This is a genomic window from Shewanella sp. Isolate7, from assembly GCF_022398425.1.
Taxonomy (GTDB): domain Bacteria; phylum Pseudomonadota; class Gammaproteobacteria; order Enterobacterales; family Shewanellaceae; genus Shewanella.
Genome location: NZ_JAKEVJ010000013.1, coordinates 1 through 14723, shown reverse-complemented (window position 1 = coordinate 14723; position 14723 = coordinate 1). Strand labels below are relative to the sequence as shown.

Below are 14723 nucleotides of genomic sequence, written 5' to 3'. Positions count from 1 at the left end.
CTTTCTGGCAGCGACAGATTTCATTTTCCGAACTTAGGGCTGCCAGCTTTTTTTCTCCACTGCTTTTTTCTCTCCCTAAGATTGAATTTGCGACAAGCAACACCATATCTTGCTATATCATAGGGAGATTTTTATGCTAGCCATCTTTATTCTCGCGCTGGTCAGTAGCGCCGCCATAGGTTACATACTGTTTAAGCCAAAGTATGTCAGGTATCGCCGCGCGCAGATCGCCAAGCGCCCCTTTCCCGAGGGCTGGCGCGCCATACTCAAACGCCGCATGCCCTACTTTCGCGCCCTCCCCAGCGACCTGCAGCTACAGCTCAAGCGCCACATTCAGATCTTCATCGCCGAGAAGCGCTTCGTCGGGTGTCAGGGCATAGCAATTGATGATGAGATCCGGGTCACCATCGCCGCCCAGGCTTGTCTGTTACTGCTTAATCGCGACACTGACTACTACCCTAAGCTGAAACAGATACTGGTTTACCCTAGCCTGTTTATCGTCAATCAGATGCAGCAAAATGGCGATGGAACCTTCTGGGAGCGAAAAAATATTCTCTCGGGTGAGTCCTGGGAGTTTGGCAAGGTCGTGCTCTCCTGGCATACCGCCAAGGAAGACGCGGCTCAGCCTTACGATGGCCACAACGTGGTGATCCACGAGTTTGCCCACCAGCTGGATCAAGAAGATGGCCACTCCAACGGCGCGCCCATCCTGGCTAATGCTAACGACTACCAGTCATGGTCAAGCATCATGACTCAGGAGTTTGAACAGCTGCGCGAAGACGCCAAGTACCATCAGCCCAGCCTGTTTAACTATTACGGCGCTACCAACGAGGCCGAGTTCTTCGCGGTGATCACCGAAACCTTCTTCGAGCGTCCCCATGACTTTTATCAGCAGCACCCGGCCCTCTATCAACAGATGAGTCAATTTTTCAAACTAGATCCGGTAAACTGGCATTAAACGGATTTAAAAGGAGTAATACCATGGCCGTCAGACATCACTCGCTGACTTGGATGCTTGCAGGCTGCGCCCTGCTGCTCAGCAGCATTAGCCGCGCCGAGACCCCACTAGAGGCGACTCAGACCTTAGACAAGTTGCACAGTTACGCCGCCAGCGCCGATTGGGACAAGTATTTTGCCCTCTATACCGATGACGCCCATTTTATCGGTACCGATGCAACGGAAAACTGGACCATGAAGGAGTTTGCCGCCTACGCCAGTCCCACCAAGGGCTGGCACTACACCCTGGTATCCAGGCAGCTAGAACAGCACGGCGAGGTGATCGTCTTCGATGAGCATTTAAGCAGTAAGTCCTATGGCAACTGCCGCGGCACAGGCACCCTGGTCCTCACCCCTGAGGGCTGGAAGATATTGCAATATCACCTGAGTTTTCCAATCCCCAACGCCATGGCCAAACGGATCACGGCGCAGATCAGCGCCGCCAGCAAAGGCAAATAGAGCTAGGGCCTGTTGACCTTGCAGTTTGAGGGTTATACCAATCGTAATAAACAATTGATCATTCTAGCTTGTTAAAACGCTCGATAACTGTATTAGTATTTTTAATTGTAGAATAACTACTTATCTAAAAATCCTGCTTGGTTCTCAAGCGTTTTTCCTGCGCTATTTCTGATCACATGTTTACTGTGATTGGTATTACTGCTCGCCATTCACATAGTACGACCAATAGTACGACCAATAGTACGACCATGTGAATGGCTTCATTGCTCCTGCATCGACCAAAGCTCGCTTAGATTGAACAAATCTTAAAGCAAACAGAAAGCTAACAGATAAAAGGCCCTAGTGCACCGAGACAGAGAGGCAGAGATTGGTCAGCTGAGCAAAATGGGTAAAACGATCGAAATCCGCATCAACCAGCTTGCGCTCTGAGCTGTGCCTGTCGGCATATAACAGGCCAATCACCTTGTTATCCACCAATATCGGCGCCAACATGAAGCCCATTGGCGAGGTATGGCGCCTGAGCGCTTCGTCGGTATAGAGGCGCCACTTTTCCGAGCTTGGGTTGTCGATAAACAGCGGCTTCTTGAGCTCTACACTCTCGCCAAACACATTCTTGTCGTGATTGAGCTCGACGATAAATTCATTCTTCATCTTGTCGCTGTTCTCGCCAACCACCACCCTAGGTTGCAGGCGCTTACGATTTAGCGAGAGTAGCATGACGGCGCAGCGATCCATGCCTATGCCATCGAGCAGGCCGCTGAGGGTAATAGTGATCACCTCATTAAAGTTTGCCTTGTTGATGGCGCAATCTGTGAGCTCCCTAAGCTTCTTCAGCTGCAGCTCGACATTAAGCTCGCGTACCTTAACCGGCTCATCCTCTGGCTCAGCCGCCAGCGTCAACCGATGGGTATCGGGCAGGAAGGCCACCAGTACCTTGGCACCATAAGTATCGGCCAACTTTCGGGTGGCATGGCTACACTGGATCATCCGCCCTTTAAACTCATCCACCTCGAGGTCCAGCATGTCTGCTGCCTGCTTGATACGGTGATTCAGCTCGGTAATATCTTTGCTGTCGCTCGCCATCAACTCGCTGATCTTATTGGCAAGATAGATGGAGCGGATCTCGGGAGTGCGCTCATTGGGATTCGACAAGGACTTCACCAATACCTCACCAAGACCCCAGTTTTTGGCGATCCCCATGGACAGCTGGGTAAAGGAGGTTCCCAGCACCTCTCTGACCACGGCGCTGGCTTCTTTTTCGTCCACCTGATTGAGACGCGCATTGAGCTGCTCTGTCGTTTCACCGCCCATGCTCCAAAAGGCACTCTCCCCCAGGTGATAGAGCAGCGCGGCGATAAACACCTCTTCCTGCAGCTCTTCGTCGTGGTCTTTAAGCATCATCTTGGCCAGCATGGCTGCCTGGAAGGCTCTTGCCATCAGGGTGAGTAGCCTCTGATAGACATCCTCTGATAACCCTTTGTTTTCTAAAAGGCTGCTGAGGAGCTTAGCGGTAATACAGATATTACGTATGGTATCGAAGCCCAGAACAACGGCCGCGCGGCTCACGGTCGTAACGTGGGAGATCCCCTTGTTATAGATGGCGCTGTTGGCCACCTTAAGAAGTCGCGAGGTCAGCGCGTTATCATGCATCACGCTGCGGCCGAGTATCGCCAGGGAGGAAACATCGTCTTTGGCAAGCTTCTCTAGGGTCTTCACCGTCGAGCTAAGTGCCGGCATCTCCTGTTCGCTGATGCGTTTGGTCCAGTACTCTGCACCTTTTCCTGACATAGCAGTGTTCAATGCGTATCTACTCTTTATATGAAGAAATAAGGATAGCGCTTAGTTGCCTGGCGCCGTCTTTGATGAATTATAGGCAGAAAAACTTATACCATAACAATTACATCTGTCGCCAGAGGCAAATCACGTTTATCACCTATACCCGATCCACATGGCGAGGATTTCACCTTTATATCGACGAGCGGCCTCAAAAGATAAGAAGAAAATAAAAAAGGCGGCTCAAGAGGGACCGCCAAGGCAAGCAAAAATAACAATTTGGAAAGGAAAGAAAAACCTCGCACCGCACGTAGGAACACGGTGCGAGGAACAACCGCTGCTAAAGGACAGCAAGTCGAAACTTTAGAACTGCTCCTCTTCTGTCGAGCCTGTCAGCGCCGTAACCGAAGACTCACCGCCCTGGATCACATTGGTCACCTTATCGAAGTAGCCTGTACCCACCTCTTGCTGGTGTGCCACGAAGGTGTAACCCTTCTTCGCCGCCGCAAATTCAACTTCCTGTACCTTTTCAACATAGTGCTTCATGCCTTCACCGCGCGCATAGTCATAGGCAAGATCGAACATGTTGTACCACATGTTGTGAATACCGGCTAAGGTGATGAACTGGTACTTATACCCCATGTCCGACAGCTCCTGCTGGAAGCGAGCGATGGTGGCATCGTCCAGGTTCTTCTTCCAGTTGAAAGACGGTGAACAGTTATAGGCTAGCAGCTGATCTGGGTATTGTGCGTGAATCGCCTCGGCAAAGCGGCGCGCCTCTTCCAGATCAGGCTTGGCGGTCTCACACCAGATTAGGTCGGCGTAAGGCGCGTAGGCCAGACCGCGAGAGATAGCCTGGTCGATGCCGGCATTTACACGGTAGAAACCTTCAGAAGTACGCTCGCCGGTGATGAAGTCGCGATCGTATGGGTCGCAGTCAGAGGTCAGCAGATCCGCAGCGTTTGCATCGGTACGGGCGATAACCAGCGTCGGTACGCCGCTCACATCGGCCGCCAGACGCGCAGATACCAGCTTCTGTACCGCTTCTTGAGTCGGTACCAGTACCTTACCGCCCATGTGACCACACTTCTTCACCGAGGCCAGCTGATCTTCAAAGTGCACACCGGCGGCGCCAGCGTCGATCATGTTCTTCATCAACTCGTAGGCGTTAAGCACACCGCCAAAACCCGCTTCTGCATCGGCTACGATAGGCAGGAAGTAGTCGGTGTAGGCCTCATCTTGTGGGTCAACCTGATTGCTCCACTGGATCTGATCGGCGCGGCGGAACGAGTTATTGATGCGCTGAACTACAGCAGGCACAGAGTTTGCCGGATAGAGAGACTGGTCCGGGTACATGGTGCCCGCCAGGTTCGCGTCGGCGGCCACCTGCCAGCCTGACAGATAAATGGCCTCGATTCCCGCCTTAGCTTGTTGTACCGCCTGACCACCAGTGAGGGCACCCAGTGAATTGACATAGCCTTTCTTAGCGCCGCCGTTAACCAGCTGCCATAGTTTTTCCGCACCGCGAGTTGCCAGGGTATTTTCCGGGACAATCGAACCGCGTAAGGCCACTACGTCCTCTGCTGAATAGGGGCGACGAACGCCGGCCCAACGTGGATTTTCAGCCCAATCTTGTTTAATCGCATCAATCTGTTCTTGACGTGAAATCTGTGTAGTTGCCTTAGTCATAATCTTCTCCATCTCAGGTGTTAGCATCCAGCTCCCTCAATACCACTCACATTCAAAGGCGCTAAATAGGTTTTGGGTATTACCCTTTCATTTATAAAATCATCTCGTTAAGCATTGTCGCCCTGGGTCAATATCTCGTAGCCTGGCAGGGTGAGGAAATCCACCAGCTCATCAGAGGTGGTGATCTCTTCCAGCAGGACGGCCGCTTGAGTAAAGCTGCCGTGGGTAAAGCGATCTGGTCCCACCTCGAGTTTGACGTTGGCCAGCTCTTCGACCAGCATCTCTTTAAACAGCTCCTTGGTGACCAGCTTGCCGTTTGAGAGCTTCTGCTCATGTTGGATCCACTGCCAAATAGAGGTGCGCGAAATCTCTGCCGTCGCCGCATCTTCCATCAGGCCATAGATGGGTACACAGCCGTTACCACGGATCCAGGCCTCGATATATTGCAGCGCGATACGGATGTTGAGGCGCATACCCGACTCGGTGCGTTCGCCTTCGCAAGCCATGAGGAGATCCCTTGCCTGGATTGGCGCATCAACATCACGAGTGATGTGCAGCTGGTTGACGTGATCCTCACCTATATACTCGTTGAAGATCCCCATGGCAGTGTCCGCCAGACCTGGATGCGCTACCCAGGTACCGTCGTGGCCATTACGCGCCTCAAGCTCTTTGTCGCCGCGAACCTTAACCAGCACAGCCTCGTTTTGCGCAGCGTCTTTGGCAGGAATAAAGGCCGCCATGCCCCCCATCGCCAGGGCGCCACGCTTGTGACAGGTCTTAATCAGCAGGCGCGAGTAGGCGCTCAGGAACGGCTTATCCATGGTGACCGCCTGACGGTCGGGCAAGATGCGATCGCTATGATTCTTCAATGTCTTGATATAGCTGAAGATGTAGTCCCAGCGGCCGCAGTTGAGCGCCACTATGTTTGAGCGAAGTTCATAGAGGATCTCCTCCATCTCGAACACCGCGGGTAAGGTTTCGATGAGGCAGGTACACTTAATGGTGCCCGGCGTCAGACAGAAACGCTCTTCGACAAAGGCAAACACCTTGGCCCACCAGCGTGCCTCCACATGACTCTCGAGTTTAGGGATGTAGAAATAAGGTCCGCTGCCCTTCTCCAGCAATTGACGATAGTTGTGATAGAAGTAGAGGCAGAAATCGAACAGCGCGCCAGGGATCGCCTCGCCATTGAAGGCCACATGCTTCTCCTTAAGATGCAGGCCGCGAACGCGAGCGATAAGCACCGCGGGGTCATCATTAAGGGTGTAATGCTTGCCTGTTTCGGGGGCGGTATATTCAATCTCGCCACGCACCGCATCACGCAGGTTAATCTGTCCCTGGATCACCTTAGTCCAGCTTGGTGCCAATGAATCTTCAAAGTCGGCCATGAAAACTTTAACGTTGGCATTTAGGGCGTTAATGATCATCTTACGGTCCACAGGACCGGTGATCTCGACGCGTCTGTCCTGTAGATCTTGCGGGATACCGCGGATCTGCCAATCGCCGTCTCTTATGGCACGAGTCTCGGGTAAGAAGTCCGGCAAGGCGCCGTTATCGATCGATGCCTGCTTCTGCTTACGCATGTCGAGCAGATTTCGCACCTCTGCCGCAAACTGATCACATAAGACTTCAAGCAAGCTAAGCGTGCCTTCGTTAAGCACTATCTCTTGCCCTGGCACTGTCGCCCCCAGGATAGACAATCCCGTATCCAGCTGATGTTTATTCATTACCTGTTCAGTCATCCCGATATCTCCCAAGCGCTCACTTACCGTTAATTTCAATTCATCCAGCCCACAACATTAGGGCTTGCCACGCCGCTAGTGCTGGCCATACAGCTTGAAACACCAGTAATGGGTTACAAATGTACGTTTTGAACAAAACCTACTAACAAACTGTTGGGATTGCAACAATACACCTGGCGAGAAAAACAGCTAAAATACCGCAGTTACATCACAAAAAATTGGTAAGACCAAAACCGAAGTGTGGATATTAGGTACTGATTTTTATGAATTTAAAACTCTACAGCCAGCATTAAAAACGACAAAACCTTAAACTTGTCAGACAAATTAACCAACAACCAACCAAAGAAAGCAATTACGTAATTTAGTTACACCAAGTAAGATTAACGGTACACATAATCAAGCTTAAAGCCTGAGCGAATTTAGAGCCGTTCGTTTTGCTTTCCTTGCGAGTAAACCATAATAAACCACTAATATTCAGTGCATTACCTGACACACAGAACAAACAAAAATCAAATACACGTTTTAATTTGACGTTTACGTAAACGCAATAAAAGACGGGCGATATGACTTGTCACAAATCGGTAGCGTTTGTCGATCAACATCACGATTTTTTTTGGTTTGATGCAAAAAAAATCCAAAAAAACCGAATAAATTGCATACTTACCCCAAAATAGTCATTCATCATTCGCGCCAAGCTCCGCTCTCTATGCGGGCAGACTTGCCCTCCTAAGGCTAATTGCCTAAGTGATCCGATACACAAACCACATCAGACGGTGTGAGGAAGGGAGCTAAAGCCTAGAAAATAATGCTGGAAATCTAGTGCCTAAAACCCAAAAGCTAAAACCCAAAAGCTAATAATAAAAAGCTAAGGCCTAAAGCCAGGAAACGTCCCCTAAGCTCTTAAAAAATAAGCTGTGAAAACAAATTTCTAGTGATATCGACTGTATTCTCAAACTAGGATACGAGTGCTTTCCTATATGGATTGATTCATGAGATAAGAGTTAAAGAGGGGTGATAGTAGTTAACGCAGGCAGGCAAACGGCGCCATGGCCATAGGATGAAAGGCAAGTAGACGGGCAATTAGTGGGCACCAGGGCGCACAGGCACAGGCACAGGCACAGGCACATGATTAAGCCACTACTCTAAGATAACTCCAATGCCAGATCAGATGAACATGCCCAACAAGGGATTAAATACCCGCGATTAAGAGCAACCTACGGCATGAACAAATAGGCCCATAGCATTTTCACAAACGTCAAAGGGAGCCATTTAAGGAGTCACTAAAAAGAGCCAATTAAGTTGGAGATACATCACGGGGGAAGCAAGTTAGATGGCCTAAAACCAGATTTAATGCGCAGGACGAGAGGCCAATCAAGAGTTCAGCTTAATCGCATTCAAATACATAACTTCAAGGGGTTAAAGGATAGAGACGAATAAGCCCGCTATGTATTAATACTGGGCATTAATACTGGGCACTAAACGCTAGCCTATAAATACTAAGCACTAAATAGCCATTATGCATTTACTGCATTAGTGGCGTTAGTCGGGTTTGCCGCCTTGTCAGACATGGTCGCCATACCAGGACGGTACATCACCACACAGTTGCGGCCATTGCGCTTGGCCTGGTACATGGCGATATCGACGCGCTTCATGAGTGGGTCCAGGCTAAGGTCATCCTCCACACTGGTACAGACACCGAAACTTGCGGTGATACTTAAGTCGCTGTAGTGAGGACGGGTCTGAATAGACTCTATGGCAAGGCGGCACTGTTTGGCGACCTTTAAGGCTGCCTGTTCATCTGTATAAGGTAAGAATATCGCAAACTCTTCACCGCCCATACGCACAAATAGATCGCGCCCCTTGAGACACGGTGAAACGGCTTCCACCACACGACGCAGCGCCCAATCTCCGGCACTATGGCCATAGGTATCGTTAATCGATTTAAAGTGGTCTAAATCGAACATCACCACACTAAACACGTTGCGATGGGCCAGCACATCGACAAACAGGTTTTCGGCAAAATCTTGTCCCGTACCACGATTCAATACGCCGGTTAACGGATCTCGTTGCGAGATACGCTTGTATTTGCGCTTTTGCACAAACATAGAGGCGCCGAAGATGATGAGACAGATAGAGCAGCCAATGGCAATCATCAACGCCATGCTCTCGTTATACCTCTCCAGCTCCACCACTTTTTGCTGCGCCGTATAGAGTGCCCTGTCCTGATTCAGCATCTTGATTTCGCGGGCCTTCTCGGCATTCTCAAACTTAGCCATCTGATAGGCATAGGCCTTCGCCTTGGTCTCATCGATAGCGGCTTCACTCAGCTGCAAATACCTGTCCAGATAGCGATAGGCCAGCTGATACTCACCCTCTACGGATAAGGCATCCGCCATCACCTTATAGGCACGCTTCTTCGCGCTGAGGACACTAGGATCGTCTGGTACGTCTATGACTTGTTGTGCATATTGCTTGGCACTGTCCACCTCTTTCTTCATCAAGTAGGTTTCGGCCAGCAAGGCGTTTACATCGTTTATCTCTAACTGGAACTTAAATGTCTTGTATTCGGTTAGGGCTGACTGGAATAGCCTCTCGGCCTGCTGCAGCTCACCCAATTTAAGGAGCGACGTCCCCTTACCTTTGTCGGCCATGGCGACGATAAGCGGTATGTTATGTTCATGACAGAAGGCTCTGGTATCGGCAAATAATTGCTTGGCCTCATCATATTGAGAGAGCTTTAACTCCCCTGCCGCCAGTAGTACCTGGGCGTAACACTGCTCCTTAGGCGAGCTATCACGACTTAGGCTATAGGCCAGTGAGGCGTAGCGCTTCACCTCATCATAGACTTCGAGATCCAAATAAAGATTAGCGAGCCTTAGATAGGAGGTCATCTTGATGGTGACATCATCTATCTGTTCGATACGGTCGAGATTCTTCGCCATCGCATCCAGTGCCCCCTGATAGTTTTTCATGGCGATCAGTGCGGTGGCTTGATACAAATAGATGGAATTTTGAATTTCGGGAGAGTGGCTCAGTTGCTCGGCCTGAATGAGTAGATTAAAGGCGCGTTCATAGGCGCCGTTAAACATCTCCTTGTTACTCTCAAGTGTTAACACCCGAGCCCTCTGTTCGCGGCTCAAGTGCTGAGTATTCTCTTTAAGGTAGGCAATTACCTCAGACGATTTGGCTGGCTCTGCAATCAGCGCGGCCTTTAACTCATCGATAACGGCGTCGTAGTCGACGTCACTCGCGGTGGCAAGCGGGCAAAATGCTATCGAAAAGACACAAGCCAAGAATAGTCTGAGGTAATGCATATAAATTACTAAGGGTTACTTGCTGTCATCTGGGTTAGTGATCAGTAGATATGACTGTACTTCGCTGGTATCGCCCGAAAGCGAATCGAGCTGCGCCTTATCGCCAGACAACACCGCCTGAATCTCCTCATCCGTCAGGCCATTGGCCTTCATCACACCTTTAGGGTCAGCCTTATAAGCCTCTAACAGCGCGGCATCCGAACCTAATTTCTGAAAAAAATCGCTTAGCTTAGACATATCATTCTCCGTTGTTATGTAATAACACTAGTTGCTAGACAAAAGTTTGACCACTCTAAGTTGCTCAAACTCAATCTCATTTTTACCCCAATAAGTCTTCTGAAATTCCGAGTTTTGCCAAAACCTTATGATTTACGCTGAGTGGCGCTGCAGGTGGTATTAACAGGGTAGTAATAGGACTTAACTTGGCTTCCGGCAGCGCCTTGAGTAATAGACGTTCGATTCGAGGCACCTGAGTCGGTAAATTGGGCGCCTCATACAGAATGACTTCATGGTCTAAGGGATACCACTCGCTAAGCTGCTCGACTAAGACCCGTAAGCAGTCCGAATTGGTGTGAAACTTGGTAAGGGTGTGCTCACCGGCGATGGCTATCTGCCACAGCAGCAGATGGGTAGCAGGGTCCGGCGTATGGCAATAAAACATTAATTGGCTGGCCTCGAAGCTCTGATGACCAGACTGCCCCGGGTCGATCCCCACATCGGCCCATAAACAGGCTTCAGCCGAGATCCCTGGCTCCATCTTGGCCTCAAAACCTTCTTCCCGCGCCCGGCGAATGGCCATATGAGACACGCAGGCAAAGACACCAGGATGGCCATATAAGGCGCAAACCACCCGCTTACCCGCCCTGACTTTGGTTAATATCGCCTCAACCATCTGCTGATAGGTATCGCGACGGCTCTTAACTTCATCACCTTGGGCGTAATAGCGATGCAGCGATCTAACATCGCTATTCATCTTCTGCAGCCACTGGAGGGAAAAGGCATCGGGTACTAAAGAAAAAACGACATCGGCCAGCTCGATATAACTCTTACTCAGCACAGTTATCTGACCGCCCAGGTTTAAACCTGTGCCTACGCAAACCAAACTGCCTTTTGTATAGGCTTCACCCATATCGATGCTTCCGTCCATTGCCCGGGTAATCAACCACCGTTTGCTCCTTGGCTTGTTGCAGCTTTTTCAATTAAACAAATTAAGCCAATGCTACAAAGGTGTAAACCAAAATAACTTACCACAAATCGGGATAAAACAAATACTAACAATTAATTAGTCTGCCATTTTTATCACGCCTCTAGGCTTAGGCCGCACTATTTGGACAAAATTCATGCAAGGCGATGAAACTAATCGTTAACACGTCGGTCTGAACTACTCGCCCTCCCCTTGGGCGCCCCAAACACAAAGGCCTTAGCTGATCCGCAGGCAAGATCCAGAAAACGGCGATTGCGCTTGTCAGCATGGGGAATGCTTGGGTATCATGGCCGACAGATTTTTAGGGAAGTAGCGCATTCAATGACCATCAAAAAACATAGTATTACTCTATTAGGCGCAGCGGCGCTGTCTCTTTCATTAAGCGCATGTAGCGTATTTGACTGGCTGATCTATAAGCCTGATGTACCGCAAGGCAACTACATGGAGACGCAACAGGTCGAAAAACTCAGAATCGAGATGACCAAAGAGCAGGTCGAATACATCCTGGGCCGTCCCGTGCTGCGCGACAGCTTCTCTGACGATACCTGGTACTATGTTTATCACTACAAGAGTGGTCGCGATGCCAGCATCACCCACAAAGAACTGGTGCTGCACTTTACCAACGACAAGCTTTCTAGCGTCGATGGCGACTATGAACTGGCGGCCGACTTTAACACGCCGCTGGATCAGAGCTCGCTGCCAGAACTTGGCGCACCTAAAGGCGATCTGGTTCCGCTGAACCCAGAGCAGCGCCCGGATACCAAACCACTCGTTGAAGAGAAAAAAGCGCAAGAACTCAACGAAGTTAAAGAATTTGAATAAAGGCGATGACTAGCACCAGGCCTGTTTTAGCGCCTGGGCTTTCAGACGAAAAAAGGGTCCTAAGCATTGCTTAAGACCCTTTTTACTATCTAAATTCTGTTCTCGCTCGCGGCCAGATAAAACCAGGTTAACTCACCTTGGCCCCTGTGGTCTTATTGGCTCTGCCTTCACTCTTGGCCTTCTCGGCCCGTTGACGACGCACATCTTTAGGGTCGGCAATTAGCGGGCGGTAGATCTCTACTCTTTGCCCAGGATGTAACACCTCATCATGCTTAACGGCGCGGCTGAAAATACCTAATTTGACCTTCTCCAGATCGATCTCAGGAAAGAAACGGCAGATATCACTCTGTTTCACCGCCTCAATACAACTGGTGCCCGGCGACACCATGACACTGATACGCTTCTGCTGGGTCGGCAAGGCATAAATTACTTCAACGGCAAACTTATCTTGATCGCTCATCTTACATCCTAGGGAGACTAAATAGCTGTTAGCTGTAAATCACTTTGGCGCGGCTGGTAAAGGCGGCCACCATAGAAGACATGAGTTCCTTGAACACCTTGCCAAAGGCCATATCCGCTAGCGAACTGGAAAACTCGAAGTTAAGCTCAAAGTCCACCTTACAGGCATCTTCCGTCAGCTCGGTAAACTCCCACTGACCATGTAGATGCTTGAAGGGACCATTCTCTAGCGCCAGCTCAATCCGCTTACCCGGAATAACCTGATTACGTGTGGTAAAGGTCTTGCTTATCCCCGCCTTAGAGACATCGACCGAGGCCACCATGGTTTTACCATCGAACTCAAGCACCTTACCGCCAACACAACCCGGCAGAAACTCCTTGTAGGACTCCACATCGTTGACTAACTCATACATCTGCATGGCACTAAAGCGCACTAATACGCTACGGGAAATCTTGGGCATATGACTGTTTAACCTGAAACCTTGGCCTTGACACCATAAAGCAAAAACCTGATTTTAACATGCTCGAATGAACGGGTCACCTCACTCGGCACTGACACCAAGCTCAAAAAAACACCACCTCGACCCGTTTACGCAGGCAAATTATACAAATAATCACGCGAGCCAATTCCAAATTGGTTAACCGCGCGTATAATAGCCCTCCTATGGCTAAGAAAAACGCAAAAAAATCAAAGAACCCACCGGCGACGATTGCACGCAATAAACGCGCAAACTTCGACTATAAATTTGAAGAGAAATTTGAAGCCGGCTTATCCCTGATGGGATGGGAAGTGAAATCGATCCGAGTCGGAAAGGTAAACCTGTCTGAGAGCTATGTGTTCCTCAGAGATGGTGAGGCCTACCTGTTCGGATGCACCATCACACCGCTCAATACCGCGTCGACTCACGTGGTATGTGACCCTATGCGCGATCGTAAACTGCTGCTCAACCGCAGAGAGCTTGATAAACTGCAGGGCTTGGTCGAGCGTCAAGGTTACTCTATCGTGCCTATCTCCATGTATTGGCGCAAGAACGCCTGGGTAAAGCTCGAGATCGGCCTGGGTAAGGGTAAGAAAGAGCACGACAAGCGCGACGACACTAAAGAGCGCGAGTGGAAGATTGAAAAATCTCGTACCATGAAACATGCCGCACGATAATAACCGCTGTTATTCAGCGACTTGTCTGGCATAAAACGTACGGATAACGAACAAACGATAGTAGCCCCAGTGATTAATCCTTGGAAATCGAGGACAACGCGGGTTACAATCGACATTGTACTGGGGGCGATTCTGGATTCGACAAGATTCACGAAACCCTAGGAGCATGCCGAGGGGCGGTTGGCCTCGTAAAAAGCCGCACAGTTATAGTTGCAAACGACGATAACTACGCTCTAGCAGCTTAGGCTAGCTAGCCATCTTGCTCACGTTTCTCAAATGGGCAGAGTATTAAGATGGTCACCTTTACATTTGATAGCGAGGGAACCATGTTCAGGGGTGAACCGCGAAACAGTACTGAACTCGCCAATAACAATCCTGTCTTTCGGAGTGTTGTTGGTTAACCAATAGAAAGACTAAGCATGTAGCGCCGAGGATGTAGGCTTTTTGGACGCGGGTTCAAGTCCCGCCGCCTCCACCAATATAAGGATTAAAGACGTCTCAGGACGTCTTTTTTTCTGTCTGCAGAAAGCTAAAATCAACAACTTAGCTTCTATTAACGTCTTTTAACGTCTCAGGGAAGCTTGGAGTTTTTGTAACACCTGATGTAACATCAGACCAAAATACAGATCTGGGTGTTACAATTATGGGCAATACCACCAAACAGCTTAGCGCCACGCAAGTCGCCAATGCAAAGCCTAGAGACAAAGAATACAATCTCTCCGATGGCAGAGGATTATCACTCAGAGTCAAAACCAGTGGCTCCAGATTCTGGCTATTAAACTACACTCGGCCCATCACCAAAAAGCGAGCCAACCTAGGCTTGGGTACCTACCCTGACGTATCGCTGGCGGAAGCGAGAAAAGTAAGCGTCCGACAAACTGCACCTTCATATTTTAGCTATCAGCCACCATCATTGTTCTTCTGATTTATAGGAGGACAATATGTTTAATAACAGTACCCGGCTTGATGTCACTTTGATATGCGGCATCACTGATATGCGCAAGTCGATAGATGGTTTGAGTAACATTGTTGCTTATAGCTTGCGACAAGAGCCCTGTAATGGGCACTTGTTTGTTTTCTGTAATCGACAGCGCAATAAATTGAAGATT

14 protein-coding genes and 1 other RNA gene are annotated in these 14723 nt (G+C 49.6%); 6 read left to right on the top strand and 9 right to left on the bottom strand.

Annotation, left to right across the window (positions count from 1 at the left end; genetic code table 11):
* Nucleotides 1–133 precede the first annotated feature (133 nt).
* Together L1D47_RS04755 and L1D47_RS04750 are read left to right on the top strand one after the other, a co-directional pair.
* Nucleotides 134–958: a M90 family metallopeptidase gene (locus tag L1D47_RS04755; protein ID WP_239882775.1), complete on the top strand. Its 825-nt coding sequence runs from the start codon at nt 134–136 to the stop codon at nt 956–958.
* 53 nt (nt 959–1011) lie between these two features.
* Nucleotides 1012–1455 (top strand): nuclear transport factor 2 family protein, encoded by a 444-nt coding sequence (locus L1D47_RS04750; protein WP_239882800.1) that lies wholly within the window; start codon nt 1012–1014, stop codon nt 1453–1455.
* Between the two features lie 339 nt (nt 1456–1794).
* Here L1D47_RS04750 and L1D47_RS04745 read toward each other — a convergent pair whose 3' ends face one another.
* The 6 genes from L1D47_RS04745 to L1D47_RS04720 all read right to left on the bottom strand — a co-directional run bounded on the left by L1D47_RS04745 (nt 1795) and on the right by L1D47_RS04720 (nt 11120).
* The gene (locus tag L1D47_RS04745) at nt 1795–3243 is read right to left on the bottom strand and encodes an HDOD domain-containing protein (protein ID WP_239882774.1); all 1449 of its coding nucleotides are present in this window, start codon (nt 3241–3243) and stop codon (nt 1795–1797) included.
* 348 nt (nt 3244–3591) lie between these two features.
* Nucleotides 3592–4917, bottom strand: a complete 1326-nt coding sequence (gene aceA, locus L1D47_RS04740) for an isocitrate lyase (RefSeq protein ID WP_239850003.1) — start codon at nt 4915–4917, stop codon at nt 3592–3594.
* 107 nt (nt 4918–5024) lie between these two features.
* Nucleotides 5025–6659: a malate synthase A gene (gene aceB / locus L1D47_RS04735; protein ID WP_239882773.1), complete on the bottom strand. Its 1635-nt coding sequence runs from the start codon at nt 6657–6659 to the stop codon at nt 5025–5027.
* Between the two features lie 1514 nt (nt 6660–8173).
* A complete protein-coding gene (locus L1D47_RS04730) occupies nt 8174–9973 on the bottom strand; it encodes a diguanylate cyclase (protein ID WP_239882772.1) in 1800 nt (599 codons plus the stop codon).
* Nucleotides 9974–9988: 15 nt separating this feature from the next.
* A complete protein-coding gene (locus L1D47_RS04725; RefSeq protein ID WP_239882771.1) occupies nt 9989–10210 on the bottom strand; it encodes a hypothetical protein in 222 nt (73 codons plus the stop codon).
* A gap of 82 nt (nt 10211–10292) precedes the next feature.
* The gene (locus L1D47_RS04720; protein ID WP_239882770.1) at nt 10293–11120 is read right to left on the bottom strand and encodes an SAM-dependent methyltransferase; all 828 of its coding nucleotides are present in this window, start codon (nt 11118–11120) and stop codon (nt 10293–10295) included.
* A gap of 378 nt (nt 11121–11498) precedes the next feature.
* Here L1D47_RS04720 and L1D47_RS04715 point away from each other — a divergent pair, with 378 nt between their 5' ends.
* Nucleotides 11499–11999 (top strand): outer membrane protein assembly factor BamE, encoded by a 501-nt coding sequence (locus L1D47_RS04715; RefSeq protein WP_041510528.1) that lies wholly within the window; start codon nt 11499–11501, stop codon nt 11997–11999.
* A gap of 127 nt (nt 12000–12126) precedes the next feature.
* Here L1D47_RS04715 and L1D47_RS04710 read toward each other — a convergent pair whose 3' ends face one another.
* The gene (locus tag L1D47_RS04710) at nt 12127–12459 is read right to left on the bottom strand and encodes an RnfH family protein (RefSeq protein WP_239882769.1); all 333 of its coding nucleotides are present in this window, start codon (nt 12457–12459) and stop codon (nt 12127–12129) included.
* A gap of 28 nt (nt 12460–12487) precedes the next feature.
* Complete coding sequence (locus L1D47_RS04705) at nt 12488–12919, bottom strand: SRPBCC family protein (RefSeq protein ID WP_239882768.1); 432 nt, start codon at nt 12917–12919, stop codon at nt 12488–12490.
* Nucleotides 12920–13122: 203 nt separating this feature from the next.
* On the opposite strand from L1D47_RS04705, the gene smpB reads away from it, so the two are divergent.
* The 3 genes from smpB (at nt 13123) to L1D47_RS04690 (ending at nt 14539) form a co-directional block, all read left to right on the top strand.
* Nucleotides 13123–13614, top strand: coding sequence for an SsrA-binding protein SmpB (gene smpB / locus L1D47_RS04700; protein WP_011865070.1), 492 nt, complete (start codon nt 13123–13125; stop codon nt 13612–13614).
* A 122-nt stretch (nt 13615–13736) separates the two neighbouring features.
* Nucleotides 13737–14092: a transfer-messenger RNA gene (gene ssrA, locus L1D47_RS04695) on the top strand.
* 165 nt (nt 14093–14257) lie between these two features.
* Nucleotides 14258–14539 carry an integrase arm-type DNA-binding domain-containing protein gene (locus tag L1D47_RS04690; protein WP_345778754.1) on the top strand — a complete coding sequence of 94 codons (282 nt, stop codon included), beginning with the start codon at nt 14258–14260 and terminating at the stop codon, nt 14537–14539.
* Nucleotide 14540: 1 nt separating this feature from the next.
* Here the strand turns inward: L1D47_RS04690 and L1D47_RS04685 are convergent.
* Nucleotides 14541–14723: hypothetical protein (locus L1D47_RS04685; RefSeq protein WP_239882767.1), on the bottom strand; the 183-nt coding region annotated here is incomplete at its 5' end.

Bases quoted from the DNA above. Each gene is read 5' to 3' on its own strand.
- L1D47_RS04720 (WP_239882770.1), bottom strand. From the start codon at position 11,120: ATGGACGGAAGCATCGATATGGGTGAAGCCTATACAAAAGGCAGTTTG.
- L1D47_RS04705 (WP_239882768.1), bottom strand. From the start codon at position 12,919: ATGCCCAAGATTTCCCGTAGCGTATTAGTGCGCTTTAGTGCCATGCAG.
- L1D47_RS04730 (WP_239882772.1), bottom strand. From the start codon at position 9,973: ATGCATTACCTCAGACTATTCTTGGCTTGTGTCTTTTCGATAGCATTT.
- aceB (WP_239882773.1), bottom strand. From the start codon at position 6,659: ATGACTGAACAGGTAATGAATAAACATCAGCTGGATACGGGATTGTCT.
- L1D47_RS04755 (WP_239882775.1), top strand. From the start codon at position 134: ATGCTAGCCATCTTTATTCTCGCGCTGGTCAGTAGCGCCGCCATAGGT.
- L1D47_RS04750 (WP_239882800.1), top strand. From the start codon at position 1,012: ATGCTTGCAGGCTGCGCCCTGCTGCTCAGCAGCATTAGCCGCGCCGAG.
- smpB (WP_011865070.1), top strand. From the start codon at position 13,123: ATGGCTAAGAAAAACGCAAAAAAATCAAAGAACCCACCGGCGACGATT.
- L1D47_RS04715 (WP_041510528.1), top strand. From the start codon at position 11,499: ATGACCATCAAAAAACATAGTATTACTCTATTAGGCGCAGCGGCGCTG.
- L1D47_RS04710 (WP_239882769.1), bottom strand. From the start codon at position 12,459: ATGAGCGATCAAGATAAGTTTGCCGTTGAAGTAATTTATGCCTTGCCG.
- L1D47_RS04745 (WP_239882774.1), bottom strand. From the start codon at position 3,243: ATGTCAGGAAAAGGTGCAGAGTACTGGACCAAACGCATCAGCGAACAG.
- L1D47_RS04725 (WP_239882771.1), bottom strand. From the start codon at position 10,210: ATGTCTAAGCTAAGCGATTTTTTTCAGAAATTAGGTTCGGATGCCGCG.
- aceA (WP_239850003.1), bottom strand. From the start codon at position 4,917: ATGACTAAGGCAACTACACAGATTTCACGTCAAGAACAGATTGATGCG.
- L1D47_RS04690 (WP_345778754.1), top strand. From the start codon at position 14,258: ATGGGCAATACCACCAAACAGCTTAGCGCCACGCAAGTCGCCAATGCA.